This window comes from Parabacteroides sp. KHUB-03 (assembly GCF_056640975.1).
The window spans coordinates 44,213-61,586 of record NZ_CM153257.1 but is presented as its reverse complement, the minus strand read 5'-3'; the positions used below and the strand labels follow the sequence as shown (position 1 = coordinate 61,586).

Genomic DNA, 17,374 nt, shown 5'->3' with positions numbered 1-17,374 from the left:
CGTTATTCTGCATTTTGAGGAACACCGTAAGCCATACGGTAGTTGTCAAACTCTTCCTGATACTTCTTAGCAAACTCAGGGTTGTGCTGCTTGTTTACACGAAGCACTTCCTGCAGTACTGCCAGATTGTGTCCGAGTTCGTTCTCTACAGACGACAGTTGTCCGGGTTTCAAGCGGAACAACCAATTCAGATTACGAACTGCATTATCGGCTATTCCGGTATATATTCCTTCTGCTTTTTCTTTTTGGCCAAGCACATAATAAAGCTCACCAATTGAAAGGGCACTGTAATCCAAAGGAATATTTTCGGCAGGAAGAACCTCCATTGCCTTATCAAGTACTGCTAACGCTTTATCATTCTTCTGTTCGTTAACCAACGCAGCCGCCAACTTAGCAAACAATACAGAGCGGTAGCTCTTGCACATACGCATTACGTTTTCATCCAGATAAACGCCCTTCGTATTTACGCCGCCCCATTTGAACTTGTTCATCACATTATCGTACATCTTTTCGGTATTAACCTCCTTAACAGTACCTTTCACCTGCATCGGGACAATCTGGTTAGCCAGACCTGTCTGCTGGAAATATGGGTCAAGCTTCACCCATTGATCGCTTGCAACTGTTACAGCATAATACATCGGACGTTTCCAGTCATTAGTCTGCAGCATATCCAGAATCATCAACTCCTGTTTACCAAGAACATCTTTACCCTTCAAATCAATAGTCATATCCTGCACATACCGGATATCAGCCGTATCAACTACACCGTTATTCACAGCCGAATTAACATCTACCTTATATACTAAGCTCTGCGAAGGTATATAATCGAGTTCCTGACTTATATTCGGAATCTTTTTGTATTTCGGATCGTTACTACGGACAAAGTCCAATGCTGTTTTCAAATCAATCGACTGATCAGTCAGAGGGAATATAAAAGCAGCATCACGCGTACCCTGTATATAATCTGCACGGTTCCACGAAATAGGCAGTGGCTGCGATTCGTATGCCTGTTTCTTCATCTGGTCGATATACCAATCTGTTTGCAGATAACTGGTGTTGCATACGCGAACATCGGTACGTATACCCTCAACTTCCTGGGCATACCACAGCGGGAAGGTATCGTTATCTCCATTTGTGAAGATGATAGCATTCGGCTCGCACGATTCCAGATAATTTGCTCCAAAATCGCGGGCAACATAGCGGTTCGAACGATCATGATCGTCCCAATTCTGCGCACCCATCTGCATAGGAACGAATAAACAAACAACGGAAGCAATAGCTCCTGCCGCTACAGCAGGCAACTTACCATATTTTTCGAGGCCTTTTGCCAAAGCCGCCACTCCGAATCCGATCCATATACAGAACGCATAGAACGAACCGGCATACGCATAGTCTCGTTCACGCGGCTGATAAGGTGTTTGATTCAAATACAATACAATTGCAATACCCGTCATAAAGAACAGGAAGAACGTAACCCAGAATGCCTGAATACCCTTCTTTCCTGCATACGCCTGATACAACAGACCTAAAATACCCAGTAAAAGAGGCAGCATATAATAGACATTATGCCCTTTATTATTTACAATATCAAAAGGCATATCTTCCTGAGGACCTACCAAAGCCTCATCTATAAATGGAATACCTGTTATCCAGTTACCATTCAGCACTTCGCCGTTTCCTTGAATGTCATTCTGACGTCCGGAGAAATTCCACATAAAATAGCGCCAATACATGAAATTAAGCTGGTAAGCAAAGAAGAAACGCAGGTTTTCCATGAAAGTAGGTTTCACCACAGAAACCATTTCACCACAGCGGTTAAATTTAACAGGTTGTCCTTTTACCTGTGCCCATTCCTTATAGGCGGCTATATGGCGTGCATCATTGCTATACATACGTGGAAACAACATATCCAGTTCGTCCACATATTTATATTCCGTCTCATGACGGGAAACATAATAGCGATCTTTCTCATTTTTATCCTTCTTGATAACACGGCTCCAGGTAGGTGCTCCCTCTTCAGTAACAGGAACACAGGCACCATCCTTAACCTCACGCAATACTTCCGATGCATAAGTCTGACCATACAATAACGGAGTTTTACCGTATTGCTCGCGAGCCAGATAGGTACGCAAAGTAAAAATGTCGCTCGGAGCGTTCTGGTTCATTGGGGTATCTGCCGAAGCGCGAATCAACGTCAGTGCATATGAAGAATAGCCTACAACAACTACCATCAGGCAAATCAGGATTGTATTCAGCATCTTGATATTTACCTTCTTACTCATAAACAAATAAGCCGTAAGGGCAGCAGTAAGGATCACAGCCAGTACATATCCGCTACCAATAAAAGGAATACCTATCAGCACTATAGCCAATATAAAAGCAATTTTCATACGTAACGGATTGATCTCGTCGCGCATAGTTTCCCAAATCGACCAAATCAACACTCCGGCTAATACTATAACATAAGCAAAAACACCCGAATTATAAGGCATTCCCAGTACGTTAACAAACAGAAGTTCAAAGTAACCGCATACTTCAACCAAACCCTGTACCACACCGTACATCATCAACGCAACAATAGCAAAAGAAACCAAAAGGGCTATTAACGTTCCCTTCATGGTAGGATTTTCAAACTTCTTATAATAATATACCAGTACAATAGCCGGAATACACAATAAGTTCAACAAGTGGACACCAATACTCAATCCCATTAAATAGGCAATCAATACAATCCAACGATCGGCATGAGGTTGGTCTGCCATATCTTCCCATTTCAGAATTAGCCAGAATACAACAGCCGTAAACAAAGAAGAAGAAGCATATACTTCACCTTCTACCGCACTGAACCAAAATGTATCACTGAATGTATATGCCAACGCACCCACAACGCCACTGCCCAGAATAGTAATCATCGTTCCGAGCGGCATATCATAACTATCCCCTACCATAATCTTACGGGCCATGTGCGTAATACTCCAGAACAGGAATAAGATTGTCAGTCCACTAAAAAGAGCAGACATACTGTTCACCATCATGGCTACTTTAGAGGGATCGGAAGCAAACTGTCCGAAAAGGTTAGCTACTAACATAAAGAAGGGTGCTCCGGGAGGATGTCCTACTTCCAGTTTGAATGCTGAAGAAATGAACTCACCGCAATCCCAAAAGCTGGCAGTAGGTTCGATTGTCATCAAATAAACGGTAAAAGCGGCTGCAAAAACAATCCACCCCAACGCGTTGTTGATTAATTTATACTTTCCCATGTTGTATAAAGTGATATAATTAGTTTCATATAAACTACCCTTACGCGGGCAATCGGGCGCAAAGGTAAGCATTTACGTTTAATACGTAACGTTCAGATTCCTTATAAATTGTAATTACAAAATTAGAAATATATTAAAGAGAAGGCAATTACACAAAAATCACACACTTTTTTTATATAAACAAAGCTGTATTCAAAACTGTTCTATATGCGTACGGACATTAAAAATTAAAGATTAAAGATTATGGCTGAAGACTACGAATTAATAGACAATGAAACACATCATCAATATGAATTTCATGTCGACAAATATATTCCAAAGATTGAATATATAAAATCTAAAAACGGAGAAATCTATTTAACCCATACCGAAGTTCCAATAGCTCTTGAAGGTAAAGGTATCGGATCGCAGCTTGTAGAAAAAGTTTTAAAAGATATAGAGAAACAAGAGCTACGACTGGTTCCCCTTTGTCCTTTTGTTGCAGGTTATTTGCAAAAACACCCTGACTGGAAGCGTATTGTTATGAGAGGAATTAATATTCAGTCATAAATTAAGAAAAATACAATGGCAGAAAAAAAAGAATATTCAAATGGCGAACTGACCATCATTTGGCAACCCGGATTATGCCAACATGCAGGGATCTGCGTAAAAATGTTGCCCCGAGTGTACAATCCTAAAGAAAGACCTTGGATCAAAATAGGAAATGCTACTACGGAAGAACTGATAGCACAAATCAAACAATGTCCGTCGGGAGCTTTAAGTTATAAATTAAAGAAGAAGTAAAGTAAATAAAAACCGTTTTAAATAAAAGTAGAAGCCGTGTCAAAAGTTTCCCTTCTGTCGCGGCTTCTTTTTAATTTACATTAAAATAATATTGTATTCTCTATTTTCTACAGAAATACTATCTTTGAACACATCGATAATGTTATAATATTATGATTAGAAAATATTCTTTATTAGCATTTCTCTTACTTTGCCTTACAGCCATTTCATCGGTAATAAATGCACAAGAGGAAATACAGCCGTTACCTGTTGATCCAAAAGTACGGTATGGCAAATTACCCAATGGATTAACGTATTATATCCGTCATAACGAACAGCCCAAAGAAAGAGCCGATTTTTACATTGCCCAAAATGTAGGATCCATTCTGGAGGAAGATAACCAGCGCGGTCTGGCACATTTTCTGGAACATATGGCTTTCAACGGTAGTAAAAACTTTCCCGGACAAGGGATGAAAGATTTTATTGAAAATGCAGGTATGCGGTTTGGTGAGAATTTTAATGCTTATACTAGCTTTGACGAAACAGTTTATATGATAATGAATGCGCCAGTCAGCAAAGAAAGCATAGTAGATTCTTGTCTGCTGATACTTCATGACTGGTCAAACTTCATTACTCTGGCTGATACGGCCATTGAAAAAGAACGCAATGTAATACGCGAAGAATGGCGCACGCGACAGGATGCACAAGCACGTCTCTGGGAACAGCAACTCCCTCAAATGTACCCCGGTAGCCGCTATGCTAACCGTATGCCAATCGGCAGTATTGATGTAATCAACAACTTTAAACCGAACGAACTGAGAGACTATTATAAAAAATGGTATCGTCCCGATTTGCAAGCCATCATTATTGTTGGAGACATCGATGTAAATAAAGTGGAAGCTGCGGTAAAGCGTATATTTACAGATATCCCGGCACCAAAAGCCCCTGCCCCACGCGAAAAGTTCAATGTGCCGGATAACGACATGCCACTTATATCCATAGCTAAAGATAAAGAAGCATCAAATACTATACTTTATCTTTTTTATAAGCATGAAAAGTTACCTGCAGATCTTTACGCTTCCGTCACCGGGTTAGTAAAAGATTATATACAGGCAGTGTGTGCAGACATGATGAACGAAAGGTTTGAAGAAATACTGCATCAGGCCAATCCTCCATTCGTATATGCCCAAGCTTATGACGGCGATTATATGATCTCCAAAACGCAAGGAGCATGGACAGTTGCAGCAATAGCGAAAGAAGGGGAAATAGGCTCTACGTTAACAGCATTGGTAAACGAAACAGAACGGGTCAAACAATATGGCTTCACTGCTTCAGAATATGACAGAGCTCGCATCAATGTGCTAAAACAATACGAAACAGCTTATAATGAACGTGATAAGCAAAAGAACAGTGCTTATACAAAAGAATATGTCAACCATTTCACTAACGGAGGATATATTCCCGGTATCGAAACGGAATATTCTTTAATCAACCAAATCGCACCATCTATTCCAATAGAACAAGTAAACCATTACATACAGGATATGTTGAGCAGTGACGACAATATTGTAATAAGTCTTACCGGCCCGGACAAAGCAGGTATTGTTTACCCTACGGAAGAAAATCTGTTAAAAACGTTCCTTAAAGCACAACATATGACAGTGGAACCATTCCGGGAGAATGTTTCCAACGAGCCACTAATACCGGTACTTCCCTCTCCGGGAAAAATCATAAAAACAGAAAAAGACCAACGTTTCGGGGCTACTGTTTTAACTTTAAACAATGGTATTAAAGTCGTTTTGAAACCTACAAACTTAAAAAAAGACCAAGTAGTAATGACTGCCACCTGTCCCGGAGGAAGCACTCTGTTCGGGGCTAAAGACATAGATAATTTAAAAGTCTTTAATGACGTTATCGGAATAGGAGGCTTAGGCAATTTTTCTGTAATAGAGTTAGGAAAACGTTTAGCAGGAAAACAGGTTTCATGCACTCCATCACTCGGGCTGGATAACGAAAGCATAAATGGTTCATCTACTCCTGCAGATTTACAAACACTTTTCGAACTAATCTATCTCAACTTTACAGCTCCTCGTACAGACGAAGAAGCTTACGCCTCATTCGAGAACCGTATAAAGTCACAGCTGAAAAACCTGGAACTGAATCCAATGGTAGCTTTTAGCGATTCGCTTGCCAGGGCAGCCTATAATGACAATCCCCGTGCCATGCGTTTGCAAGCTACAGATTTTGAACATATCAGTTATCCCCGCATCATGGAAATGTATAAAGAGCGATTTGCTGATGCCTCCGGTTTCGTTTTCACTTTTGTCGGGAATATTGATCCCGATAGCATTCGTCCATATATAGAACTATATTTAGCTTCTTTACCATCAAAAGGACATATAGAAAAAGGGGATCCATCCAAGGTTCCAGCCTTACGCAAAGGTGTTTATACAAATATCTTCCAACGTAAGATGGAAGTACCCAAGGCAACAGTAGCAAATCTCTATTCTGGCCAGATTGATTACACCCTGGAAAATATCATCTGTGCTACAGCATTGAAACAAATTTTAGATCTTGTCTACACAGAAAAGGTACGCGAAGATGAAGGAGGAACTTACGGAGTACAAACTTCTGCCTATATTTCTCCTTTCCCGCAAGGACAAACAACATTACAAATCTTTTTTGACACCGATCCGGACAAACGTGAACGGATGAATACAATTGTACGAAACGAATTAAAACGTATATCAGATATGGGGCCACGTCCGGAAGATTTCAGAAAGAGCCAGGATAATATGATAAAACGTCATGCAGAGAATCTACAAGAAAATAATTATTGGTTAAATACTTTAGACAATTATTATTACAAAGGTTTTGACGGAGAAACAGATTACGAAAATCTATTACAAAACCTGACTCCCGCAAAAATACAAGCATTTACACGGCAATTACTTTCTCAAGGCAACAGTATAGAAATAGTAATGGAACCATAAAATCCATTCATCAGGATCTTTTTTCGAAATCATCGGGATGAAATGGAAAAAACATCCCGATGATTTTTTTATTATACAAAACGCTGCTTATAACCTAAGTTCTGGAAGAACTAATTTTAGTACCCTGAGAAAACTTACTCTTCTTGGTTTGTGTGCAGCCACTTTCCAGTTTCAGGTGATAGCAGCTTCATCACAAATGATTACCTTGAGTATCACACGGGGAACCATTTCTGACGTTTTTAAAGCAATAGAAAGTCAAAGCGATTATAAATTTTATAACAATTCGATATGAGTGTAGGATTCCAATCCGCATCAAAAAGATACGATATGTTGGATGCCGAAGGTTTCATGGAATATAAGAACCGTGCCTATGCCGCTGCAGGAAAACAACTAACAGAAGACTTTGCCACACCGGAAAAGCGTGAAGCTATTTTATCTTTCCTGGAAAAGAATGGAGGACGTCAAGGTACAAATACAGACTACTGGGTATTTGATAACTATTTAACCTATAATCAAAAGTTTGATAAACATAATGTGTCTGTAATGGCTGGTACTTCTGCCGAAAAGAATCGTTATGAAATTATTAATACTTATAAAGAAGGCATGGTAAATAATGACCCAAGTCAGCAAATTTTAAATGCAGGAACAATTAATCCGGGAGCTGGAGGATACCATGTAATCAACACTCTGAACTCATACTTCGGCCGTACTTTCTATTCTTTTGATAACCGCTATATGGTTACAGCCAATATCCGTTGGGATGGTTCTTCCCGATTTGCAGATGGCAACCGGTGGTTGGGGCGGAGAATGCCCTACAACGAATTTGGTAAATGAATATGAAGTGAGTGACCCTCGTTTGACACATACAGTTATGTCATCCGGTGATATTTTCTATAAAGGAGATGGCGTAACAACTGAAACGCATGATTATTCAGGTTATGATAACTATCCAAGACAGCACAGCCGTAAGCACTGGATTGATTATTCAAGAAGGCCAACCAATGACTTAACACAGACAGACTGTTTGATTGAGACAGGCGGTGATAAACAATTAGCTGTCGATTTAATTAATAAGGTTCGTTATCGTGCATTTGTAACCACTTCTCCTACTGATAAGTTTGCTCAGTTCCGTAAGTTTAATGTACCGGGTGATAAAAAGGTAACGGAAGAATTGACTTTGTTGGTGGCTCTTTAATTCAGAACGATAATTATTAGTAATTGATTATTTCCTTATCTTTAAGGTCATATTCCAAATAAGGATATGGCCTTATTTTTTACTATTTAAACCATTTATATATGAAGAAAATCAAATTAATCATTTTGGCATGTTTAATGCCATTCCTGTCATTTGCTAAAACAGTATATCTGGATCAATTAGATTTAGGGTATATGTTACAAGACTGGGGGATACCTTTAGCTAATAAGTCAGTTATGGGAACATCTCTGCAAGTAAATGGAGTGAAGTATGAGCGCGGTATAGGATCTCATTCCGTCAGTCGTTTTTTATTAAATTTGGAAGGAAAAGCAAAAACGTTTTCCGGTCTGGCTGGTGCAGACGATCATAATGACTTTGGAGGGAACCTCGAGTTTCAAGTCCTTGCTGATCGACAATTAGTATGGAGCAGTGGGACACTTCGCAAAGGGATGCCTGCTGTGCCTTTTAATATTAACCTAAAAGGAGTAAAGAAACTGGCATTGTTGATTAAAGAATCTGGAGACGGGATTATGTATGACCATGCAGATTGGCTTAATGCAAAGATTGAAACCTCTGGTTCTGTAACACCTGAGCCGGTTATGCCCAAACCTCGTAAAGGCGAAAAGTATATCCTTACACCATGTCCTGACGCAACTCCCCGTATTAATAGCGCAAAAGTGTTTGGAATAAGACCCGGAAGCCCCTTTTTATATACTATAGCAGCCACAGGAGATCGTCCAATGAAGTTTTCAGCAGTTAATCTTCCGGAAGGACTGACTTTAGATCCTGAAACAGGTTTTATACGGGGCAAATTAATAAAGCAAGGCACATTTAATGTAATCCTGAAAGCTGAAAATAGTGTTGGCCAAGATATACGTCCCTTACGTATCGAGGTTGGAAATGAGATTTGTCTTACTCCTCCGATGGGGTGGAATAGCTGGAATTGTTGGGGATTACAGGTAAACGACCAAAAGGTAAAAGATGCTGCAGATTATATGGCCCGCAATTTAATTAACCATGGATGGACTTATGTTAATATAGATGATGGATGGGAGTCAGGAGAACGTACTTCTGAAGGTGTGTTGATGGGCAATGAGAAATTTCCTGATTTTAAAGACTTAAGTGATTACATTCATAGCCGTGGGTTAAAGTTCGGAATCTATTCATCCCCGGGTCCGCTTACTTGCGGAGGTCATTTGGGCAGCTATCAACATGAGCAAATTGATGCCGATACATGGGCTGCCTGGGGCATCGATTACCTTAAATATGATTATTGCTTGTATACACAGGTTGCTCCGGTTCCTACGGAAGAAATAATAAAAGAACCTTATACTGTAATGCGTAAAGCATTGGATAAAGTAAACCGCGATATTGTTTATTGTGTTGGCTATGGAGCTCCTAACGTATGGAATTGGGGTAGTGATGCCGGAGGCAATCAATGGCGTACAACTCGTGATATTACAGATGAATGGAATGTTGTACGTAGTATCGGCTTCTTCCAGGATGTTTGTGCACAGGCAACCCGGCCAGGTAAGTATAATGATCCGGATATGCTTGTGGTAGGTAAACTTGGATTGGGTTGGGGAGCAAGAGCACACGACTCTTATCTTACTCCTGATGAACAATATTCACATATAAGTTTATGGTGCATCTTGTCTGCTCCGTTATTAATAGGCTGTGATATGAATGAAATGGACGAATTTACCACCAACTTACTTACAAATGATGAAGTTTTGGCTGTAAACCAGGATCCATTAGTTATGCCTGCATGTAAGATTATAACTGAAAACGGACAAATCTGGTATAAATACTTGGAGGATGGCTCGGTTGCAATAGGATTTTTTCATGCCAATCCGTATGCTATCTATTGGGATCAAACAGATGATGTACAAAGTCGTAAATATAAATTCGACCTGGATTTCAAGTCTATCGGGCTGAATGGAAAATATACGATACGAGATTTATGGCGTCAGAAAGATATTGCATCGTCTCAAACTTCCTTTAATACCGAAGTCCCTTATCATGGAGTAACATTTGTTAGATTAATTCCTGAATAAAGTCTGTAAAATGATTCAAAATCAGGCATGTAATAACGTCTAAAGAATTATTGCATACCTGATTTTTTCTATTTTTTCACTTTAATATGATCAAAACCTTCTCCATAGACACCAATAACTGCACTTTGCGAAACAAAAGCATTCGGATCAATATCATTAATAATGCGAAAAATAGTTGTGGACTGCCGTTTTTTAGCCAGAACAAACATTATTTTTTGCTCTTGTCCTGTGTAAAGACCTGTTGCATCAATAACTGTAACGCCACGGTGCAGTGCATTAATCTCAGTCCCGATCTCTTTATATTTTTTCGAGATAATAAAAAACTGGACCGATTGGCGGGCACTATTCACAATCTGGTCAAGTACAAAGCTACATACGTATAATGTAACAAAACCATAAACAACTTTTTCCCAGTCTTTCAACACAAAATAACTGGACGTAATAATAATCATGTCGCATATCATTACCACACGTCCTAAAGTAATATCCCGGTATTTATTGATAATTGCAGCAATAATATCTGTTCCTCCCGTACTTCCATTGGATGAAAAGGCTATACCTATACCGCTACCACAAAAGGAGGCTCCTAATACACAAGCCATAAAAGGCTGATCATGTAAAAGATGTAACCCGGCAGTCAGCTTTTGAATCACAGACAAGAAAAAAGTCAGCACAAATACTGCAAAAATAGTTTTAATACTGAAACGAAATCCTAAAATCTTCAATGCAAGCAGGAGCAGAATACCATTTATAACAAAATAGGTATACTGCACCGGAAACCCTGTAGCCCAATAAATTATAGAGGCAATGCCCGGTACCCCGCCTGTTGTAATGTCATTAGGCAAAAGAAATACAGTCCAGCCGATACCGTAAAGTATCATACCGAGGGCTATCATCAGATAATCCCTCATTTCCCTCCACATGACTTGCCGTGAAGTCGTTAATAAAGTAGGATTCATTTTATTTTTGAATTTATGCGGCTGCAAAAGTAGTGAAAGATTATTTATGCCGGAACATCCAGTCCAGATAATCAGGTTCCGCAAATGCATTATCCCAACTATTATGATCGACACCCGGATATTCTTTATAACGAACATCTACACCTGCCTTTTTCAATGTTTCATAAGCATCACGCGAAAATTGTACATCTACCACACTATCATCTGCCCCATGGTAGATACTAAAAGCTGTTTTACCTTTGAAATTTGTTAAACGTTGCAAGTTTGCCCCGCCACATATAGGAGTTGCAGCCGCAAAAAGATTAGGGTAACGGCAAACCAAATCAAATGTTCCCATTCCACCCATAGAAAGACCGGTAATATAAATACGTTTTGTATCTACAATTCCTTTAGCTATATAACTGTCTAAAAGTTCTTTAACGGCAGCCATTGTTTTTGTAATCGGAGCTACCGTAGGATAATAACGTTTTTCGCCTTCTTTTTCAGGTCGTTGATAAGATGACCACCATAGATCTTTCGGACACTGCGGAGCAATAACAATTGCCGGATATTTGGACTGGTTAGTATATGAAGCAAACATATCACCTCCATGAAACAATTGTGCCTCATTATCATCTCCTCTTTCCCCTGCACCGTGCAAAAATAGGATGACAGGATATTGCTGATCCGGACAATAATTTTCAGGATACAATACCCGATAATTCAATTTATAACCATTTGCAGCAGTAAACTGTTTTTTAAGAAAACTGGCTTTATCTCCGGCATACGAAGTGATAGAAAATAACAGGCATAGTGCCACGAAAAAAAATGAATTCAATGTTTTCATAATACTTATTTTAGATTAATGATAGAACCAGAAAACAAATGTAATTGATTATCTCTTAGTTGGTGGTTTGTATCTTAATAATTTTTGTTTTAAAACAAAAAGCCATGCTCTTTTTGAGCATGGCTTTAAGATCAACAACTTATTATTTAATTGTAATTATCATTTTGCGTTAAAGAACCGCCTACATAATCAATTTCAGCTTGAGGAATAGGATATGGCCATGTTTTATCTGTAACATTTGAGCCTGCTCCAGAATATATTCCTTCTTTTGTTTTGCTGAATGCCTGCATAGTTGAAACAAAAGTTCCCCAACGAAGCAAGTCGTAAAGACGAAGACCTTCTCCTGCTAATTCAACACGACGTTCGTGACGGACAGCTTTTCGTAAATCGTCTGATACTTTCACTTTGTATTTTGCATTAAACACTTCTTCCGTTACCTTTTTATCATCCGGTACATTAAACTTACGGAACTGAGCAAACTTATCTTTAGGAGAAGTGGTTACAAATGCACGATAACGAACCTTATTAATTAAATCGACAGCTAATTGTTTATCACCGCCTGTCTCAATCAAACATTCTGCGTACATTAACAATACATCAGCATAGCGGATATGATAGAACGACCAGTCTGTGTCCATTAAACCACCTGTAGGTCTCCTTGAATAATCAACCCAGAACTTACGATTATGTTGTTGTGGAAGGTTATCATAACCTGAATAATCGTGAGTTTCTGTTGTTACGCCATCTCCTTTATAGAAAATATCACCGGATGACATAACTGTATGTGTCAAACGAGGGTCACCTACTTCATATTCATTTACCAAATTCGTTGTAGGACATTCTCCACCCCAACCACCGGTTGTGTTACGACCGATACACATCTGAGGAACAACGCTACCTCCTGTATAATTAGGAATATAAGCACGGGTAGTGATAAATACAGCTTCTTTAGACATATAGCCTTCTGCCGCACTGTTAAACAAAGTCTGGTAGTCATTAATCAAATCAAACTGACCTCCGTCAACAACAAGTTTTAAGTCTGCTTTTGCTCCTTCATAATCACCAAAAAACATTTTTACGCGAGCGCGGAAAGACAAAGCAGCCTCTTTGGATACACGACCTATATCAGAAGCTGGAATAGCATTTGCACTTGGCAAGTTTGCCTCAGCAATAGCTGCATCTAAATCCGAAAGAATAAATTTCCTAACCTCTTCTTTATCAGACTTTGTAATCGTATTTTTGTCTACTGCATTCAAAGGTTTGTCTATAATAGGAACATTAGCAAACATCATAGCCAAGTCAAAGTAATAAAATGCGCGTAAAAACTTAGCTTCTGCTATCCAACGTTGCTTTTCAGCAGTCGTAACTAATGCACCTCCATCTTTTATCAATTGCGTTTCAGGAGTAACCAATGATAAGAATACGTTACATGCAGAAATGGCTGATTGATAACGATGATTCCATAAGCTTAGCAACATACTGCTGGATGCGGTCGGATTGCCTCGCGTTACTTCGGTAATAACAACACGGTCTGCAGCATCAGATCCTCCCTTGGTACAGTCATCTGTTAACTGGTCGCCCATGTCGAATTTCATTTGCTGATAGTCCCAATGATTAACGATTGGCTGATAACAATTTATTAATAGCTTAAAGCCTCCATTTTCAGAATTCAGATAAGTTGTCTCATCTACCGAACCTACAGTAGGACGATCCAGAAAATCTGCATTACAGCTTGTCATCAAAGTACCTGCGAATAAAGCTACCGCACATACTTTTCCTAAATTTATTATTGATTTCATAATACATCCGTTTTTAAAGTTTCATACTGATACCAAACATAAAGGTTCTTGCCTGCGGATAATATCCCATATCAACTCCTCTATAGATAGGATTTTTATTAAACTCACCAATTTCAGGGTCCAGACCGGAATAACCTGTGATAGTAAATAAATTCTGTGCAGCAACGAATACACGAAGGTTATTCAATGTGATCTTCTTTGTGATAGAAGACGGAATCGTATAACCAATCTGCAGGTTTTTCAGACGAATATAAGAACCGTCTTCAATAAACCATTCAGACATTTCACGATTCAAACGGCTGTCAGCATCGATTGCAAAGTTCTCATTTGTGCTACCCGGACCATTCCAGAATGTTGTTAGAATGTCTTTAGGAGCATTATACCAACCAACACCTCCATAGATGTCATATTTCAAAATATTCAACAGGTCATTTCCTACTGATCCCTGGAAGAATGCAGAGAAGTCGAAGCCTTTATATTCGGCTCCTAATGTGATACCAAATGTAAAGTCGGGATGCGGGTTACCTATCATTGTCCGGTCTTTGTCATCCAACTGTCCGTCTTTATTCAAATCCTGGAATTTTAAGTCACCCGGTTTTGCATCCGGCATAACCATTTTTCCATCATTTTTATAGTTGTCAATTTCTTCCTGAGTTTGGAATACTCCATCAGTTTTGTAACCATAATAATAACCTATAGGTTTTCCCACTTCGGTCATAGTATATGTGTAGTATCCTAAGTGAATTCCTTTACCCGGAATATTGGCATCACTACCAAGACTTTTTACTTTATTCTTGTAAGTAGAAACATTAGCGTTTACATGGTAAGTAAAGTCTTTCCCTGCTTTTCCATCATAACCGATAGAAACTTCAAAACCTTTATTACTGATACTACCCGCATTTACCCATGGAGTATTTGGGAAACCTAAACTGGCAGGGTTAGGAACTTGTACCAACATGTCCTTCGTTTCACGATTATAATAATCTAAAGTTAATCTCAACGAACCTTGAAGAAATGCTAAATCCAAACCAAGGTCAAGCTGACGGGTTGTTTCCCACTTCAAGTCTGGGTTTCCTACTTGATTTCGTGCACCACTCAAGATAGTATTACCACTTCCAAACAGATAATAACCACCATTTGCAAATGTATTCAGATAGGCACCATCACCAATGGTCTGGTTACCAATTTCCCCCCAACCGACTCTTAATTTACCTTGAGACAGCCACTTTTCAGCAAAACTCTTCACGAAACTTTCTTCTGAGAAATTCCAACCTCCGGATACGGATGGGAATACACCCCAACGGTTGCCATCTGCAAATCGGGAAGAACCATCCCAACGGATATTGGCTGTAACCATATAGCGATTATCAAAAGAATAGAAAGCACGGCCGAAGTATGAGTTCAGAGTGTTGATTACATGGTATCCTCCAGCTCCCGGATTCATTGTACCTGCATTTATAATCTGTTGGTTAGGCTCATTGTTAATCATTCCTTGCTTAGAGGCGCTGATTACTTCATATTTTTTCTTTTCTGCAGAAGTACCAGCCATTACAGATACATTATGTTTGTCAAACTTTTGATTATAAGTTAAATAGTTGTCAAATACCCAGTAATCTGTGTTATAGACATTCCGGCTTGCAGTTGCAAAAGAATTGTATTCATCGCCATCCAGATAATATTTAGGATTAAAACCATCAGATTGTGCACGAATCAAGTCAAGAGCAATACTTGATTTGAATGTCAAAAATGGAAATAGCTTGAACTCTCCTGCGATATTACTCTTTGTTGATACTTCATGCCAAACATTTAAAGCATGACGATCAACCTGAGCTACTGTGTTTGGCTTGTTTGAATAAAGAACACCTGTGTAACGTGACCATGGATTAGCCGGTTCATAGCCATTATAAATACGATCTTTCAAAAAGTCAGGAACATCTACCAGATTATCTCTATAAACAGGAGTAATAGGGTCTGCAGCAGCTGTAGAAAATACGGTTGCCGTATATGAATCATTTTCTGTAATATTTCTTCTGGCTTCATAAGCCACGTTCACATTAGCAGATAAGTTAAACCATTTTGTTACTTCTGAATCTACATTCAAACGGCCATTCAAACGTTCATATTCCGAACTTTTTACAAGACCTTTATGATTCATATATCCAAAGCTGGCACGGTATCTCAGTTTATTTGTTCCACCCGATAATGCTAAATTATAAGTTTGATTCATAGCATCTTTCGGTTTATTTGTGATAGCATCCCACCAGTTGGTACCTTGACGTCCTCCATTCTTTTCCAGGAAAGATAAAATAGCTTCACGCTTTTCCGGTGTGGCAAAGTCTTCTGTTAAATCTTTTCCTGCAGCGGCATAGGCACGGTTTTTATATTCCATGAAACCTTCGGCATCCAACATATCATACGTTTTAGAAGCAGCTTGGAATCCTACACTCATATCGAATTCGATATTACTGCGATAAGAGTCACCACTTGCACCACGTTTGGTAGTAACCAAAATCACACCATTTGCAGCACGCGAACCATAAATTGCCTGGGCTGATGCATCCTTCAATACTTCAATGTTTTCAATATCGCGTGGGTTCAACCAGCCGATAGCATCTTGAGGCATACCGTCCACTACATATAGCGGATCATTACCATTTAATGTACCGATACCACGAACACGAACGTCTCCTAATGAACCCGGACTTCCTGAGTTTGCAGTAATAGATACACCGGCTACCTTACCTTGTAATGCATCGGAAGCACTTCGAAGAGGTAACGCTGCGATCTCATCCCCTTTAATCTGGGAAATAGCACCCGTTAAATCACTTTTCTTGAATGAACCGTAACCTACTACTACGACTTCATCCAGTTTCTGGGTGTCTTCTGACAATGTAATGTTTACACTGTTTTTATTTCCTATGTTAATATTTTGTGAGTTGTAACCGATATATGAAAATTCCAAAACGGCATTGGCTGGAACACCGTTCAATGAATAATTTCCGTCTATATCAGTGGTAGCACCGATTGTTGTACCTTTTACAAGTACATTTACGCCGATCAGTGGCTCTCCATTCGGATCCACAACCTTACCTGTTACAGTTTTTCCTTTTTGGTTGACAATTGAAACTTTTGCTTCTTTCGAAGTCTTATTTGTAAGGACTACGTGGTTGTTTACAATCTTATAGGTAATATTGGTACCTGCAAAAACATTATCAAGAACGCTTTCTATCGAGCCTCCTGAAACATTTACATTTACCTGGTCGCTCAAATCGACCTGGCTGTTGTTATAAAAAAATTTATAATCGCTTTGACTTTCTATTGCTTTAAAAACGTCAGAAATGGTTCCCCGTGTGATACTCAAGGTAATCATTTGTGATGAAGCTGCTATCACCTGAAACTGGAAAGCGGCTGCACACAAACCAAGAAGAGTAAGTTTTCTCAGGGTACTAAAATTAGTTCTTCCAGAACTCCCTGTATGATTTGCCATAATTAATGAAATTAAGATTATACAATAAAATCTAAA

Annotated in this window: 11 protein-coding genes; 6 read left to right on the top strand and 5 right to left on the bottom strand. The window is 39.1% G+C overall.

Annotation, left to right across the window (positions count from 1 at the left end; all coding sequences use genetic code 11):
* Positions 1-2: 2 nt before the first annotated feature.
* Complete coding sequence (locus ACYIB7_RS00255; protein ID WP_103982817.1) at positions 3-3,260, bottom strand: DUF2723 domain-containing protein; 3,258 nt, start codon at positions 3,258-3,260, stop codon at positions 3-5.
* Between the two features lie 243 nt (positions 3,261-3,503).
* On the opposite strand from ACYIB7_RS00255, the gene ACYIB7_RS00250 reads away from it, so the two are divergent.
* From ACYIB7_RS00250 to ACYIB7_RS00225, 6 genes are all read left to right on the top strand, one after another.
* A complete protein-coding gene (locus tag ACYIB7_RS00250) occupies positions 3,504-3,809 on the top strand; it encodes a GNAT family N-acetyltransferase (RefSeq protein ID WP_103982818.1) in 306 nt (101 codons plus the stop codon).
* A 15-nt stretch (positions 3,810-3,824) separates the two neighbouring features.
* Positions 3,825-4,043 carry a (4Fe-4S)-binding protein gene (locus ACYIB7_RS00245; protein WP_103982819.1) on the top strand — a complete coding sequence of 73 codons (219 nt, stop codon included), beginning with the start codon at positions 3,825-3,827 and terminating at the stop codon, positions 4,041-4,043.
* Between the two features lie 152 nt (positions 4,044-4,195).
* Positions 4,196-7,015 carry a M16 family metallopeptidase gene (locus ACYIB7_RS00240; RefSeq protein ID WP_480337725.1) on the top strand — a complete coding sequence of 940 codons (2,820 nt, stop codon included), beginning with the start codon at positions 4,196-4,198 and terminating at the stop codon, positions 7,013-7,015.
* Between the two features lie 288 nt (positions 7,016-7,303).
* On the top strand, positions 7,304-7,849 hold the full coding sequence (locus ACYIB7_RS00235; RefSeq protein WP_480337723.1) for a hypothetical protein: 546 nt from the start codon (positions 7,304-7,306) through the stop codon (positions 7,847-7,849).
* Positions 7,797-8,210: a RagB/SusD family nutrient uptake outer membrane protein gene (locus ACYIB7_RS00230; RefSeq protein ID WP_480337722.1), complete on the top strand. Its 414-nt coding sequence runs from the start codon at positions 7,797-7,799 to the stop codon at positions 8,208-8,210. Before ACYIB7_RS00235 ends, ACYIB7_RS00230 begins: the two co-directional genes overlap by 53 nt.
* Positions 8,211-8,311: 101 nt before the next feature.
* A complete protein-coding gene (locus tag ACYIB7_RS00225) occupies positions 8,312-10,267 on the top strand; it encodes an NPCBM/NEW2 domain-containing protein (RefSeq protein WP_480337721.1) in 1,956 nt (651 codons plus the stop codon).
* A 68-nt stretch (positions 10,268-10,335) separates the two neighbouring features.
* Here the strand turns inward: ACYIB7_RS00225 and ACYIB7_RS00220 are convergent, their stop codons facing one another.
* The 4 genes from ACYIB7_RS00220 to ACYIB7_RS00205 all read right to left on the bottom strand — a co-directional run bounded on the left by ACYIB7_RS00220 (position 10,336) and on the right by ACYIB7_RS00205 (position 17,338).
* Entirely contained in the window at positions 10,336-11,226 is an 891-nt protein-coding gene (locus ACYIB7_RS00220) for a YitT family protein (RefSeq protein WP_103982823.1), read from the bottom strand.
* A 40-nt stretch (positions 11,227-11,266) separates the two neighbouring features.
* Positions 11,267-12,052, bottom strand: a complete 786-nt coding sequence (locus ACYIB7_RS00215) for a carboxylesterase family protein (protein WP_099465866.1) — start codon at positions 12,050-12,052, stop codon at positions 11,267-11,269.
* A 146-nt stretch (positions 12,053-12,198) separates the two neighbouring features.
* Positions 12,199-13,851, bottom strand: coding sequence for a RagB/SusD family nutrient uptake outer membrane protein (locus ACYIB7_RS00210; RefSeq protein ID WP_480337719.1), 1,653 nt, complete (start codon positions 13,849-13,851; stop codon positions 12,199-12,201).
* Between the two features lie 13 nt (positions 13,852-13,864).
* Positions 13,865-17,338, bottom strand: a complete 3,474-nt coding sequence (locus ACYIB7_RS00205) for a TonB-dependent receptor (RefSeq protein WP_480337717.1) — start codon at positions 17,336-17,338, stop codon at positions 13,865-13,867.
* Positions 17,339-17,374 lie beyond the last annotated feature (36 nt).